This is a genomic window from Streptosporangium sp. NPDC000239 (assembly GCF_040300765.1).
Lineage (GTDB): Bacteria > Actinomycetota > Actinomycetes > Streptosporangiales > Streptosporangiaceae > Streptosporangium.
The window spans coordinates 168616-182017 of record NZ_JBEPEI010000011.1; the positions used below are offsets into that span (position 1 = coordinate 168616).

General features: G+C 69.7%; 16 protein-coding genes and 1 pseudogene. 5 read left to right on the top strand and 12 right to left on the bottom strand.

Annotation, left to right across the window (positions count from 1 at the left end; translation table 11 throughout):
- Positions 1–11 precede the first annotated feature (11 nt).
- The gene (locus ABT340_RS25805) at positions 12–677 is read left to right on the top strand and encodes a DUF305 domain-containing protein (RefSeq protein WP_352013404.1); all 666 of its coding nucleotides are present in this window, start codon (positions 12–14) and stop codon (positions 675–677) included.
- A 157-nt stretch (positions 678–834) separates the two neighbouring features.
- Here the strand turns inward: ABT340_RS25805 and ABT340_RS25810 are convergent, their stop codons facing one another.
- From ABT340_RS25810 to ABT340_RS25840, 7 genes are all read right to left on the bottom strand, one after another.
- A complete protein-coding gene (locus ABT340_RS25810; RefSeq protein WP_352013405.1) occupies positions 835–1383 on the bottom strand; it encodes a DUF8788 domain-containing protein in 549 nt (182 codons plus the stop codon).
- A gap of 5 nt (positions 1384–1388) precedes the next feature.
- Positions 1389–1838, bottom strand: a complete 450-nt coding sequence (locus tag ABT340_RS25815) for a DUF8788 domain-containing protein (RefSeq protein WP_352013406.1) — start codon at positions 1836–1838, stop codon at positions 1389–1391.
- A gap of 40 nt (positions 1839–1878) precedes the next feature.
- Positions 1879–2658, bottom strand: a complete 780-nt coding sequence (locus ABT340_RS25820; protein WP_352013407.1) for a hypothetical protein — start codon at positions 2656–2658, stop codon at positions 1879–1881.
- A 25-nt stretch (positions 2659–2683) separates the two neighbouring features.
- Entirely contained in the window at positions 2684–3175 is a 492-nt protein-coding gene (locus tag ABT340_RS25825) for a DUF8788 domain-containing protein (RefSeq protein WP_352013408.1), read from the bottom strand.
- Between the two features lie 48 nt (positions 3176–3223).
- Positions 3224–4765 (bottom strand): phenylacetate--CoA ligase family protein, encoded by a 1542-nt coding sequence (locus tag ABT340_RS25830; protein ID WP_352013409.1) that lies wholly within the window; start codon positions 4763–4765, stop codon positions 3224–3226.
- Positions 4762–6336, bottom strand: coding sequence for a pyridoxal phosphate-dependent decarboxylase family protein (locus ABT340_RS25835; RefSeq protein WP_352013410.1), 1575 nt, complete (start codon positions 6334–6336; stop codon positions 4762–4764). The genes ABT340_RS25830 and ABT340_RS25835 overlap by 4 nt, the downstream gene beginning before the upstream one ends.
- Positions 6337–7331: 995 nt before the next feature.
- Positions 7332–7916 (bottom strand): TetR/AcrR family transcriptional regulator, encoded by a 585-nt coding sequence (locus ABT340_RS25840; RefSeq protein WP_352013411.1) that lies wholly within the window; start codon positions 7914–7916, stop codon positions 7332–7334.
- Positions 7917–8012: 96 nt separating this feature from the next.
- Between ABT340_RS25840 and ABT340_RS25845 the strand changes: the two genes are divergently transcribed.
- The 3 genes from ABT340_RS25845 to ABT340_RS25855 all read left to right on the top strand — a co-directional run bounded on the left by ABT340_RS25845 (position 8013) and on the right by ABT340_RS25855 (position 9847).
- Positions 8013–8840 carry an SDR family NAD(P)-dependent oxidoreductase gene (locus tag ABT340_RS25845; protein ID WP_352013412.1) on the top strand — a complete coding sequence of 276 codons (828 nt, stop codon included), beginning with the start codon at positions 8013–8015 and terminating at the stop codon, positions 8838–8840.
- Between the two features lie 207 nt (positions 8841–9047).
- Complete coding sequence (locus tag ABT340_RS25850) at positions 9048–9383, top strand: ArsR/SmtB family transcription factor (protein ID WP_352013413.1); 336 nt, start codon at positions 9048–9050, stop codon at positions 9381–9383.
- Positions 9380–9847 carry an SRPBCC family protein gene (locus ABT340_RS25855; protein ID WP_352013414.1) on the top strand — a complete coding sequence of 156 codons (468 nt, stop codon included), beginning with the start codon at positions 9380–9382 and terminating at the stop codon, positions 9845–9847. Before ABT340_RS25850 ends, ABT340_RS25855 begins: the two co-directional genes overlap by 4 nt.
- A 1-nt stretch (position 9848) precedes the next feature.
- Here the strand turns inward: ABT340_RS25855 and ABT340_RS25860 are convergent, their stop codons facing one another.
- The 5 genes and pseudogenes from ABT340_RS25860 to ABT340_RS25880 all read right to left on the bottom strand — a co-directional run.
- A complete protein-coding gene (locus ABT340_RS25860) occupies positions 9849–10250 on the bottom strand; it encodes a hypothetical protein (RefSeq protein ID WP_352013415.1) in 402 nt (133 codons plus the stop codon).
- 99 nt (positions 10251–10349) lie between these two features.
- A complete protein-coding gene (locus ABT340_RS25865) occupies positions 10350–10787 on the bottom strand; it encodes a hypothetical protein (protein WP_352013416.1) in 438 nt (145 codons plus the stop codon).
- A 117-nt stretch (positions 10788–10904) separates the two neighbouring features.
- Positions 10905–11726 carry an NAD(P)H-binding protein gene (locus tag ABT340_RS25870; RefSeq protein WP_352013417.1) on the bottom strand — a complete coding sequence of 274 codons (822 nt, stop codon included), beginning with the start codon at positions 11724–11726 and terminating at the stop codon, positions 10905–10907.
- Between the two features lie 13 nt (positions 11727–11739).
- On the bottom strand, positions 11740–12186 hold the full coding sequence (locus ABT340_RS25875; protein WP_502992531.1) for a hypothetical protein: 447 nt from the start codon (positions 12184–12186) through the stop codon (positions 11740–11742).
- Positions 12184–12300: pseudogene (locus ABT340_RS25880) on the bottom strand (TetR family transcriptional regulator); the annotation flags it as partial. The pseudogene ABT340_RS25880 and the gene ABT340_RS25875, both read right to left, overlap by 3 nt.
- Before the next feature lie 277 nt (positions 12301–12577).
- Here ABT340_RS25880 and ABT340_RS25885 point away from each other — a divergent pair.
- Entirely contained in the window at positions 12578–13342 is a 765-nt protein-coding gene (locus ABT340_RS25885; RefSeq protein WP_352013419.1) for a class I SAM-dependent methyltransferase, read from the top strand.
- Positions 13343–13402 lie beyond the last annotated feature (60 nt).

A 13402-nucleotide genomic window follows, 5' to 3' on the forward strand; every position in this document is an offset into this window, starting at 1 on the left:
GGGGATATGCCATGGGTACACGAAGCACTCCCGCCCGCCGGGTGGCCCTCGTGGCCGCGGCCCTGGGCGCCGGGACCGTCCTGACGGCCTGCGCCCCCGGTGTCGTCCTCACCGCGGGGCCGCCTGCGGGCGCGCCCGCCCTCGTGTTCACCGATGTCCTGGAGGAGCACAACGCCCAGGACGTGTTCTTCGCCCAGCGGATGATCCAGCACCACCGGCAGACGCTGATCATGACCGAGATGGCCGCGGCACGCGCGGCGGACCCCGAGGTCAGGGCGACGGCCGAACGGATCGGACGGGCCCAGAAGGCCGAGATCGACCAGCTGACCGCCTGGCTGAAAGGCTGGGGGGACCAGGTCCCGCCCCCCGATCCGTGCATGAGCCCGGGCAACGGCGACGTGAGGTGCCGTGGAGACGAGGACGTCGGACCCGGAGCGGACCGGGGACCGTACGTGATGGACCCCTCCGACCTGGAGGCGCTGAGCAGGACGTCCGGGGCGGACTTCGACCGGATGTTCCTGAACCTGATGATCCGCCACCACAGCGATGAGATCGCCCTGGCCGGGATCGAGCAGCGGGACGGGTTGTCGCCGAAGGCCAAGGCCCTGGCCTCCTCGATCACCACGGCCAGAACCGCCGAGATCGTCCACATGCGGTCGATGCTCGTGCGGTTCTGAACGGGTTCTCCGGCTCCGCCACGCCGTTGTGGAGGAGCCGCCCGGGCGGTCTGGGGATGAGTCCGCCCGGGCTCGAAGGGCGCGCCCCCGCCGAGGGCGCACCCCCGATGCTCCGTGCCGGCCGGGGCCGGCACGGTCTCACGGTCCCGGAGGGCCGTCAGACGGGCAGCACCCGCAGGGCGGGGTAGTTGACCGAGTTCAGGTACAGCTTGTCGGTGCCGTGTTCCTTCTCCAGCTCCAGGACGAACCGGTAGCGGTAGAGCCCCGGCTTGGCGTCGCTCATCACCGCCCCGGCCCAGTAGTAGTAGACGGCGGTGTACTCGTCGCGCATCCGGTCGGGACCGCCGTAGACCTTCAGCTCGGTCATGATCCGGCGTTCGGCGACGTCGTCCTCGTCACCCTTCTCGACGTCGAGGAAGACCAGGTTGTTGATCTTCGGCATCGGGGGCCAGGTGCCGTCGGGACGGCGGTGCATGTCGATCGGGCGGATGATCCAGTTGATCACCTGGCCCTGCTTGCAGATGGTCTCCAGGTGGTCACCACCCTGGCCGACGCCGCCGACGCTGTTGTCCATCATGTAGAGGCAGCCGTCCAGGGACTTCGTCGCGGCGGCCCTCTCCATGTCGACGAGGGTCACCACGTTCAGCTGGACGGAGTTGAGCTGGCCGCGGTCGGCGAAGTCCGTGGCCGCGTACGCCTGGGTCATCGGCCTTACCTTCCCTCTGGGGCGGGACCGGCCAGGACGGGCCTGGCGGTCGGAGTGAACGGCGTGCTGACGGTGCCGAGCAGGAAGGAGAGCCGGTAGGGGACCGGTTCGGTGATGTCCTGCTTGACCTCGGCGGTCCAGAACACGATGTCGGTTCCGGGGTACACCTTCCGCACGGGCTCGGCGATCCGCGGGTCGATCTCGATGTCGGTGAGGGACACGTAGGTCTCGCACTCAAGCGGGAGCACGTTCCACAACAGGGTGTCGCCCTTGTGCACCAGGCTGCGCAGCCCGGGGGTGCCGAACCCGGTCGACCCGGCGGCCCTGTTGGTGTCGTAGAGGTAGAGGTTGTCGTCCAGGTTCTCCGACGCGAGCGCGGCCACGGGGTCGACCACCGCGGTGATCGTCACGGGCCGGGCGGGCCGGCGCTGGGACTGTCTGGTTCTCGGGGGCATGCGGCTCCTCCGTTTCGAAGACGTTCCGGCTCGGTCCGGGTCAGCCGGCGGCCGGGACGGGCGGCAGCGGAAGCACGCCCAGTCCGGCGCCGGTGAACCCGTTGCGCTTCGGATCGCTGATGATCTTCAGGCTTGACGTGCAGGTCAGGTCGACGGACTCCCAGACCAGCTCGTCGTTGCGCTCGACCAGCTCGTGCAGCTGGACGTGCACGGTGTACGAGTAGACGCCGGGCCTGCTCGTGTCCACGGTCGCGGCCCAGTACCAGCCGTCGTAGACCATGTCGGGCGAGCCGTACTGGGCCGGGTAGATGATCTTCTCGGTGACGGCAGGGCCGGTGATGTCGGTGATCACCGGGGCCGGGTAGTTGTAGGCGTCGGCGCCGCTGGTGGTCTTGCCGGTGACGTCCAGCAGCTTGGCCGCGGTGAGCCCGCGCCCGCTTTGCCGGCCTGCCCGCTTGCCGACCCGCTGCTGCAGCCGCTTGAGGTCGGCCTCGCTCACGCCGCCCTCGCCGCTGAGCGCGGCGAGCTCCTCCAGCGTGCGCCGGTCGTCGGCGCGCTCCTGCTCGGCCAGGTAGTTGCGCGGCACCGTCGGGGGGATCGCCCCCAGCGCCGCGGGCAGCCAGTTCAGCACCTGCTCGGTCGCCTGCGACCCGTCGAGGAAGTAGGTGCCGGGCACGATCGTTTCAAGCTGTTCGGTTCCCACTCCGGTGGAACCGATGAACTTCATGTTGTCGAACCAGTACGTGTTCCCGTCGAGCGAGCGCGTCTTCAGCGCGTTCTCGACATCGAAGAGCACGATGATCCCGTGTTGCTGGGCCATGAGACCGCCTTTCGCGGAACAGGGTTCACACGCGCAGCAGCGCGGGTGAGTCGACGTACAGCACGCTGTTGGGTCCTTCGTGGAGCTTGAGGGAGAGCCGGTACCGGTAGGGCACACCGGGCACCATGTCGTAGGGCACGACGCCCTCCCACACCAGCAGGTCGTGGTTGTCGTGCCCGTTGGAGGCCGTGGCGTCGACGCCCAGGGCGGGCACGACGGCGGACTCCACCGGGTACGGCTGCGCGGCCTGACCGGTCGTTTCGTCCGGGAGCGGGGCGACCGCGCCGGACAGGAACTCGATGGACTGGATCTCGACCGGGGTCTGCACGTCCACGTGGATGGGCGTCCAGTGGACGACCTGTCCCGGGACCACCGCCGTGACGAGGTCGGGAGTCCCCTGGTGCTGACTCCCGGCCGTACTGTCGTCGACCAGCGAGAGATTGCCGTTGTGCAGCGTCCGGTCGGACAACGCCCCGACGGCGTCGACCATCACGACGATGTTGACCTTTTCCTTCATCTGTCCTCCCGTGTCGGGTGTCATTCGGGCACCTGGACGGCCAGGCGCTCAGCCCCGGTCTCTGACCAGGGGCGTCTTGCCGACGGTGGTCCGTTCGATCTGCGGCGACGCGGGCGGTACGAACGCCAGGCGGAAGCCGTAGCCGGTCTGCTCGATGGCAGCCGCGTTGGCCTCCCGGTCGTTGAAGAGCGACAGGGAGGCGGGCAGCGCCTGGAGGAACAGCCGCCGCGTCCCGCTCGCGCCCAGCGCCCGCTCGACGGCCGCGGTCGTACCGTCGGGGTCGTCCACCGCCGCGAGCAGGGTGAGGGTCCGGTCCTCACGGTGGTTGTGGAACTGGAGCTCGTGCGCGATCAGGTCCAGGTCGACGCCGGTCGCCGAGCGCAGCCGCGTGCGCAGGGCCGCGTAGGCCAGCGTCGCCGAGTACTGGCTGTCGTTGAGGTGCAGCACGTCGGCGGTGCGTCCGGCGAACTCGAACCTCTCGGTGCGCAGCCCGGGGCCGTCCAGGGCGGGTCGGCGGATCATCCGGTCCCCGAGCTTGAGACGCAGCAGCGGCGCCTCGTCGGCGTGCAGCCGGGTGACGACCAGCTCGCCCTCCTCGCCCTCGGCGACGGCGCGGCCGTGCTCGTCCACGATCTCCACCAGGTGCAGCCCGGGTACGGCGGACAACGCGGGCGAGGTGTGGTCGAGCTGGAGCCCGATGCACTCGGCCTGGGTCGCGGCGAAGTAGCTGAGGATCGACACGTTGGGGAAGAACGCCTGCAGTTCGTCACGCTTGCGCTGCGGCAGGGAGCCGCTGCCGTACATGGCGACCCGGAAGTCGGCCCTGGCCTGCGGGGACAGGCCCGCGCCCAGTTCGGGCAGGAGCGCGATGCCGGCGGTGATGCCCATCAGGGCCTTGTGGCCGGGGTAGGAGAACATGTGCTCCAGCACCGGCGCGCTGACCGGTCCCGCGCCGATGTAGTTGACCCCGGGGACGCTCGCCAGGACGCCGCCGACCATGGTCCCGCTGCTCCACATCTGGTAGTCGGCCAGGGTGGTGAACAGCCAGCGCGGCGCGGGACCGCGCAGGTAGCGGTTGAGCTGGTAGGCGCCCATGAACGCCCCGGAGATGCGGTAGGTGTCGCGCAGCTCCCGCAGGGAGTACACGATCTCCAGGGGCGTGCCGTCGCCGGTGCCGCCGCTGGCCACGACCTCGAACCCGCCCCGGTCGAGCGGCACGACCATCCCGGCCCGCGGGCCCATGAACATGTCCCGCTGCACGATCTTGTCCGACAGGGGGATCCGCTCCCACTCGGTCATGTCGGCGGGGACGTCGCGGATGCCGAAGTAGTGCAGCCGCTCGCGCCACAACGGGTTGAGCAGGCTGATGCCGACGAGCTGCTGCAGGCGGCGGAACACCAGGGCGTTCTGCAGGTCGAGCGGGGACTCGCAGTACGGGACGCCGGTGAGCCGCCCGCACTCGTCCAGCCTCTCCGCGAACGACGTCAGCCGGGTGACGTCGTCGACCGAGCGGGGCCGTAGCTCCTCCTCGGGGATCAGCTGTGCCGCCAGCCGCGCCGAGGCGGCGATGTCAAAATCCGTAATTGTCATGATTGACTCCCGTTCCGCTGGTCGTGCCGGGCCGTGGCGCTCGCGCGCAGCACCCGTTGCCCGATGTCCCTGATCTCGGCGATGAGCATGGCCAGGTGATCGGCGTCGATCAGGTGGTTCATCACCACCACCCGCAGCGCCGCCGTCCCCTGGATGTCGACCTTGGAGATGAAGAAGCGCCCGCCGCCCCGTATCCGGTTGCGGATCTCCAGCTGCAACCGGTGCGCGGCCGCCGGTTCCATCCCGTCCGGCAGATACCGGAAGCACAGGATGTTGGACTCCGGCTCGTGGGTCACGGCGAAGTCCGGCTCGGCGGCGATCATCCGGTGCGCCTGCCGGGTCACCTCGCACAGCCGGTCGATCTTCTGCTCGAACAGCGCCGGGCCGTAGACCGACCAGACCGTCCAGAGCGGCATGATCATCGGGCGCTTGGTGCACTCGAAGTTCTTGTCCGCGCTGTCGTAGGCGCTGTATATGTCCGGTTCCTCGTCGAAGACATAGCTGGCGCGCTGCTGGAACGCTCCGCGCGCCGCCGTACGGTCCCGGTAGAACAGCAGCGTGCACGGCGCCGGCATGAACAGCATCTTGTGGGCGTCCCAGGTCAGGGAGTCGGCCAGTTCGATGCCGCGCAGCTTGTCCCGGTGCTGTTCCGACAGCAGCAGGCTCGCCCCGTGCGCTCCGTCCACGTGGAGCCAGAGCCCGTGGCGGCGCGCCAGGGCGGCGAGGTCCTCCAGCGGGTCGAAGGCGCCGAGCGACGTGGTTCCGGCCGAGGCCACCAGGCAGAACGGCCGCAGGCCGCGTCGTTTCGCCTCGTCCAGCACCGACCCCGCCAGGTCGGGGCGGATTCGTCCCGCCTGGTCGACCGGCAGCCGGATGATCTGTCCTTCACCGATGCCCAGCACCCCGGCCGCCCGGGTCACGCTGTAGTGGGCCTCCTCGCTGATCGCGATGGCCGGCAGGCCCGGCGCGCCACCGGCGCCGCGCGTCCAGATCTGCGGGAAGGCGTGGTTGCGGGCGGCCAGCAGCGCGGTCAGGTTGGCCAGGGAGCCCCCCGACGTCGTCACCATGGCGAACCGGTCGCGGTCCCAGCCGATGAACCGGTTGAGCTCCTCGGCCATGAGCCGCTCGGCGACGTTGGGGAGCTGCCCGGCCTCGTAGAAGGAGGAGGGCTGGTTGACCACCGAGCCGACCAGGTCGATGAGACCGGCCAGCGGCACCACGCCGGAGAACTGCCGCCCCATGTAGCCGGGGGAGTGGACCGGGATCCCGGTCTCGGTGTACAGGTCGACGATCTGCTTCACCCGGTCGGCGTCGAAGTCGGCGACGCGCTGCCGTTCGGGGGTCATCAGTCCCCGTGCGGCCTTGAGCAGCACCTCCGGGTCGATGAGGTCGAGTCCTCGGACCGACCGGTCGCCCAGATAGGCCGTCAGGCGGTCGACGATGTCCAGAGCGCCTTCGTGGAAACGTCCCGGGTCGAAGGCCGCGGTGAGGCCCGATGCGGAGTGCCAGAGGTCCTCACCGGTCGTCGGCTCGGGAAAGGAACTCTGGACATCGGAAAGTGAACTCGTCACGAATGATGCTCCAAATGATCCGGCGTCGAGAACTCTTACATCTCGATAGGAATTCGAAAATGGCGGCTCGAACTCTTCTTCGGACGCGTGGGATTCTCGCGGAAAATGCGTTTTCTACGGTGGTGCATCGAGCAGCAAAGGAACTCCGGTGCCCGAGGGCGCGCGGAGTCATTCATGTCTTCGCAGGTCCGTCCCGGGGGGTAGAACGGTCCAACGCGGAGGGAGAACCCCAATCGACGGCATGGGAGAACCCGAAAAAATTTCGCTTTCCCCTGTTTTACCCGTTCGACCGGTGCTGGTCGGTCCGGCGGTTCCGCCGGTTCTCAGGACCTGGTGAGGTCCTGTAGCCGGCGCAAAAGCAATCCGTCCCGAATTCCGTCCGCCGCACACGTTGGCACGCCCTTCATGCAGCAGACCTAATCATTAATGGCGGGAGTGATGCAAGTCGAGCGATAGGCGCGGATGGTGTGGTTACACATTGTGACCGAGGCGGGATAATGTTCTGTAAGTTATTACCGTTCGGTAAATGTGAGTTTTTCTCGCGAACCTTGATCAAGCTCGGGTTTTGAAATCCACACCCTTGGTGGCCCGCTCTTTCAACGGGACGTTTCTCCTGTATGCGGCAGCTTTCCCGAAACACGCTAGAAGCCTTAAGTGGGCTACATGTCAGCCTTCTTCGGCGTGTCGGTCATAAAAGTGGACACTTCTTATGTTTCTGGGTGGTGTCATGTCAACGGCATCCTGCGCGTGCCACCTTGGGCCGGACGGTGCCGTTTCACCGGACGCGGCGAGCCGTGATCGTCGATCTCACGCGCCCTGCCGCCGAGCACCGGGAGCCTCTGGAACGCGAGCCGGCCTAGGTGCCCGGCTGCCCTACGGGGACGTCATGCCGGCGGCGTCCGTCGCGCAGGCCTTCACCGCTGCCGGGGATTTCAGGCCCGCTCTCCCCGTTCCGCGCGGGGAGGTCCTGCGCCGGGACCGGCGATGGGCCCGCGTCAGGCCTCCGGCCGGTCCACGGCTCCGGACATGGGACGACCCAGCAGGCCCGTGGCGACGGCCGCGACGTGCGGGGCCAGGTCGGCGGTCCGCGCCCTGGCCAGGGCGGGGGTGGCCACGACCGAGCGCAGGATGCCGATGCCGACCAGCCAGGCGCTGAGCAGTTCGGCCCGCAACTCGGCGTCGTCGCCCTCGGCCAGGTCCCGCAGGGCGTTGACGTAGGTGTGGCAGACCTCCTCGCGGAGGTGCCGTCGGGTGTCCTCGTGGGCGGAGGAGCGCAGCAGGGCGACCAGGGGGTGCTCGCCGCCGTACTCCGTCCAGTCCTGGTCGACGACCGTGCGCACCATGCGGGCGACCAGTTCCTCGTTCGGCCCGTCGAGCAGGTCGGCGGCGAGGTCGGCGGCGGTGGCCTCCTCGAAGAGCCGCTTCTTCGAGCCGAAGTAGCGGAAGATCAGGGTGGCGTCGACGTCGGAGTCTCCGGCGATGTCACGGACGCTGGTGGCGTCGTAGCCGTCGCGGGCGAAACGTAGTCTGGCGGCCTCCAGCAGACGTGCCCGGGTGGCCTCCCTGTCTCTCTTCCGCAACGCGGGCCCCTCCCTGTGTCATCGACCGTTGACATTCTACGTGGGGCCCGTGCTACGTTCCCTCAAGTCAGCGTTCGATGACTTAAAGGGGGAAATATGCGGACATATGTGGTTGCGGGGGGAACGAGCGGGATGGGGAGAGGACTGGCCTTACACTTCCTGCGCCGGGGCGACCGGGTGACGGCCGTGGGCAGCGATCCGGCCAGGGGGCGGCGTCTCCTCGAAGAGGCCGCCGGGCTGGGCGCGGGAGAACGGGCGACCTTCCTGCGGGCCGACCTGACCTCGGTCGCGGAGAACGCCCGGGTGATCAAGGAGGTCGGGGAGCGGTACGACGCACTGGACGGTCTGGTGTCCACCGCGATCCGTCACTTCCCCCGGAGGACCGAGACCGCCGACGGCTACGAGTCCACCTTCGCCCTCTACTACGTCAGCCGCTTCCTGCTCGCCTACGGCCTGACCGGCCTGCTCGAACGCGGCGAGAACCCGATGATCGTGAACGTCTGCGGGGTCGGTATCACCAAGGGACGGGTCCACTGGGACGACCTGTCGCTCCGGCGTGGCTACGGCGGAATCAGGGCCCTGCTGCAGGGCGGGCGGGCCACGGACCTCCTGGGTGCCGCCTACGCCGCCAACCACCCGGACGGCCGCGTCCGCTATCTGCTGCACCATCCGGGCTTCACCGACAGCGGCACCGACAGCCTCGGGCAGCCGGCCAGGGCGGCCGTCAAACTGCTGGCCAGGATCGCCGCCCAGCCGGTCGAGAAGGCCATCGCGCCGATCATCGAGCTGATGGACGACCCGCCGGGCGGAGGCGGGCTGCTGGCCTACGACCGCCGCCGCCCGCTCGATCCCGCGCTGCCCTCGCTCGACCCGGACGCCGCCCGCCGCCTGTACGACCTGACCGCTCACCTGCTGAACCTCTAGCCATACGGCCGGCGTACCGGGAAACGGGAGTGGTCTCGTGACCGGCGGCGACGCCGTGGCGACCTGCCTGCTGAAGCGGTCGCGGCACCCTCGGGACAGGTTGGCGCCCGGAGGGGCGGCGGCTGATGAACCGCCGGCCCGGATGTACGAGGCGTGTTCCGCGCCAGACGTTGAACCATGTGGTTCACCGATGGTATGGTGAACCACATGGTTCAGCGAGAGGTTCTCGACCAGGTGTTCGCGGCGCTCTCCGACGGGACGCGCCGCGACATCCTCGTCCGGCTCGGCGAGGGACCCGCCACGGTCTCCGAACTGGCCGAACGCGCGGGGATCACGGTCACCGGGCTGGCCAAACACGTCAAGGTCCTCGAAGAGGCGGGCCTGGTCGCCACCGAGAAGGTCGGCAGAGTACGGCAGTGCCGCCTCGGACCGGAGCGCCTCACCGACGTGACGGCCTGGATCGGCCGCTACCAGCGGCTCTGGGAACGCCGCATGGACGGCCTGGACATCTATTTCACCCTGAGGAAAGGCACCGAGCGATGAACGACGCCTCCCAGCTCCGGATCACCCGGGTGCTCCCCGCCACCCCCGAGGAGGTCTTCGACGCCTACACCGACGCGGACAAGCAGAAGATCTGGTTCTCCATCCTCGACGAGCGCCCCGGTGTCGTCGAGATCGAGGTGGACCTGCGCGTCGGCGGCGTGCAGACCGCCGCGTGGGGGCCGGACGAGGACAACCTGTTCCGCGAACGGCAGACCTTCCTGGTGGTCGAGCGTCCGAACCGGCTGGTGTCGGAGGTGACCGGCAGCTCGCCCGACGGCGCGACCCTGACGACGCACGTCGAGGTCACCTTCGCCGAGCAGCCGGACGGCCAGACCCTGATGACCGTCGTCCAGTCCGGCTTCCCGACCGAGGAGACCCGTGACTTCTTCGCCAGGGAGGCGTGGGCGGGCGCGCTCGACCGGATCGAAACGTTCCTGCGGCGCGCGCCCCAGGACGCCCGGTGAGTCACGGGGAACGAGGAGCGAGCGTTCTGCGCAGGCCGTACACGACGGCCCCCGCGGCCAGCACCGCGCAACCGGCGAGGACGAGGCATCCGGCCAGGCTGACAAGAGGAATCGGTCGTGGCGGACGTCCCTGTGCCGGGCCGAGGGTCCAGGCGCTGACGTTGGCGATGGCGTAGTAGACCGGCACTCCGAAGGAGGAGAAGCCGATCGCGCCGCGCAGGTCCGCCGTACCGGCCAGGACCACCACGGCCGCGACCGCCACCGCGTGCGCCTGCTCCGGCCGCCCGCGCCGCCGGGGCGAGGCGGCGAAGACACCGGCGCCGATCATCGACCCCAGGCCGATGACCACCGCGTCGGCCGCTCCCAGGCGCCGCGCCAGCCGTTGCTGTCCGGTGCGAGCCATGGGAGATCTCCAGCGGGATCGGATGTACGGGGGCCTCGCGCTCCGACCGTAGTGGCCGCCGTCCGCCGATCCCAGCCGGGACGTTCTCTCAGCGGGGTGTCACCCGGGCGTGTTCGTGCACCGCAGGTTGAAGGACGCCCAGTTGGAATAGGAGTGGGTGGGGGAGAGGATCTCGATCGCCTCCGAGTGGGTCCCCGGCGCGCCGATCAGCCAGGTCGTGCTGACCGACCTGGTCGTCTGGCCGAGGCCGAAGTACACCTCCTGTATCGGAGCGGAGGCGTTGTCGCTGCGGATCCAGCGGTAACGGACCGTTTCCGGGGTGAGCAGCACCGAGATCTGGCCGGTGAAGGTGAAGGTGTGCCCGCGTGAGCAGTCACCGCTCCAGCTTGTGGGGCTGACCCACACGTTGGCGGTGGGGTAGGCCAGGGCGCCGGAGGCCCCGGCCGGGGGCGGGCCGGTGACGGCGCCCGCCGGTGTCGCCGGAATCGCTGCCGCCACGCTCAACGCGGCGATCGCCGCCATTCGCGTCCAGTGCATCGTTGTTCCTCTCGTGAGGCCGGTGCGCTCAGTGAACAACGGCTCACAGAACCGGTCCATGACCGTCGGCGCCGAGGACGTTCACACCGCGACCGACGCCCCGCCCCGTCGGCCCCGTCAAGGACGGAAGTCGTCGGCGTGCTCGCGGGCCCACTCGGCGAACGTCTGGGCGGGCCTCCCGGTGAGTCTCTCGACGATGATCGAGGTCTCCGGGACGGCCCTGGTGCCCGCCTCCCAGGCACGCATGATCGCCTCGACCCCCATCCGGGGGATCTTCTCGCTCAGATCGGCCCGCGCCTCCTCGGGCGTCACCACCTCGACCGGGATCTCCCTGCCGATGGCCGCGCCGATGTGCCCTACCTGTTCGCGCAGGGTGAGCGCCTGCGGGCCGTACAGCGTGTAGGCCTGCCGCCCGTGCCCCTGCTCGGTCAGCGCCCGTACCGCGACCGCCGCCATGTCCCGTTCACCGACCGGGGCGATCATCGAGTCCGGGTACGGCAGCCGCACGGCCTCGCCCTTCTTGATCGGCTCCGTCCACCACCAGCGGGTGTTGGTCGCGAACATCCCCGGGCGGACGAAGGTCCACGAGATCCCGGACTCCTCAAGGGCCGACTCCACGGCCCGGTGCTCGCGCGCTATCGGGTTGTGGGCGGAACCGGGTTGCACGACCGCGGCGGAGGAGAGCAGCACCACGTGCCGCACCCCGGCCGAACGCGCGGCCGTCACGAACCCGTCGACGCCCTCTGACCTGGCGTAGAGGAAGACCTGCGAGGCGCCCTCCAGCGCGGCGGGCAGGGTGTGCGGCGCGTCCAGATCCGCCGCCACGTGGGAGTCGTCCGGGGTTCTGCTCGTCAGCCGGACCGGCACGTCCAACGCGGCCAGACCCGCGGCGACGTGGCGGCCGACACTTCCCCTGGCGCCGAAGACAACGGTGACCATCGTGTGGGTTCTCCTATTCGTCTTCCTCGGTCTGCTCATCGGTGAGCAGCCTGACGAGCTGGGTGCGAAGGATCCGCCGGGTCTGCGGTGACAGCGGGTCGCCACCGAGGACGTCCTCGACGAGCTGCGGCATCGTGACGGGCGCGAGCGTGATCGCGTAGGCGGCCAGGAGCGCGAACGCGGGGTCGATCCCGGCGCGGACCTCACCGTTCTCCTGCCGTCTTCTGGCCTCGGCCACCGCTGCGACCGTCTTCTCCCGCTGCTGTTCCGCCCGCAGCCGTTCCTCCTCGGCGTCGGCGAATGGGCAGTCGCCCAGCGCCTGCCAGGCCACGAACCTGGCCCAGTCGGGCCGGTCGAACGTTGCGTTGAGGTAGGCGCGGATCCGTCCGGCGAACGAGGCCCCCGGCGGGACGATCGTCGCCTGGATCTCCTCCCTCCGGCACCGGAGCTCGTCGAGCAGCCCCTGCTTGCCGCCGAAGTGGTAGGAGATGAGTTGCTGGTTGACCCCGGCCCGCGCGGCGATGCACGCCGTACGGGCTCCGGCGTAGCCCTTGGCGCCGAACTCGGCGACGGCCGCGGCGAGGAGGCGTTCTCGTGTCTCCTCCGCCGTCCGCGCGCCCGTCCGGAGAGGGCTTCCTCGACGAGGCCATGTGGATCACGATAGTCAACCATTTGATTGAACGAGGACTTCTCCGGGGCCGCCGTGCGGCGGCGGGGCGGCGGATGCGATGCTCCTCGAAGAGAGTGCCCGGCCGCCGGTCCTCACGTGGCGAAACCACCCCCCCCCCCGGGGCGTGTCAGGGGCCGTGCTCCGTCCGGGCCGTCGTCACCCGCTCCTCACAGGAGGTCTCTTGACCACCATTCCCGCCGGGGACTTCGACTACGAGCGTCACGGCCACGGCTACGCCGGGCAGCGCCGTACTGACCCCCGTATCGCCGCCCACGTCCACGCCGCGCTCGGGCAGGCCAGGACCGTCGTCAACGTCGGCGCGGGCGCCGGCTCCTACGAGCCGCCGGACCGGCACGTCGTGGCTGTCGAGCCGTCGGCCATGATGCGCGCCCAGCGGCCCCGCCACCTGGCCCCCGCGGTGAACGCCGCGGCCGAGCGGCTGCCCTTCGACGACGGCGCCTTCGACGCGGCCATGGCCACCGTCACCGTCCACCAGTGGAGCGACCTCGGGCAGGGCCTGCGCGAGCTGCGCCGGGTCAGCCGGGGCCCGGTCGTCGTCCTGACCTTCGACCGCGACCTTCTCGGCCTGTACTGGCTCGCCGAGTACGCCCCCGAGATCATCGCCGTGGAGCACCGGCGTTACCCGCCGATCGACCTGATCGCCTCCCACATCGGGAGCCGTGCCGAGGTGCTGCCGGTCGCGATCCCGTTCGACTGCGTCGACGGTTTCGCCGAGGCCTACTACGCCCGCCCCGAACGCTTCCTCGACGCCGAGGTCCGGGCTTCGCAGTCGGCGTGGGGCTTCGTCGACGACGCCGTTCAGGCCCGTACCGTCGATCGGCTGCGGCGCGACCTCGAAAGCGGCGCCTGGGACGAGCGCTTCGGCCACCTGCGTGAGCAGCCCGAGTTCCTCGGCTCCCTCAAGCTCGTCGTCGGGCGTCCATGACCTCGTGGAACGGGATTCGTTCCACGGAACCTCCGCCTTCGCCGGCGACGGCTTCTGGGC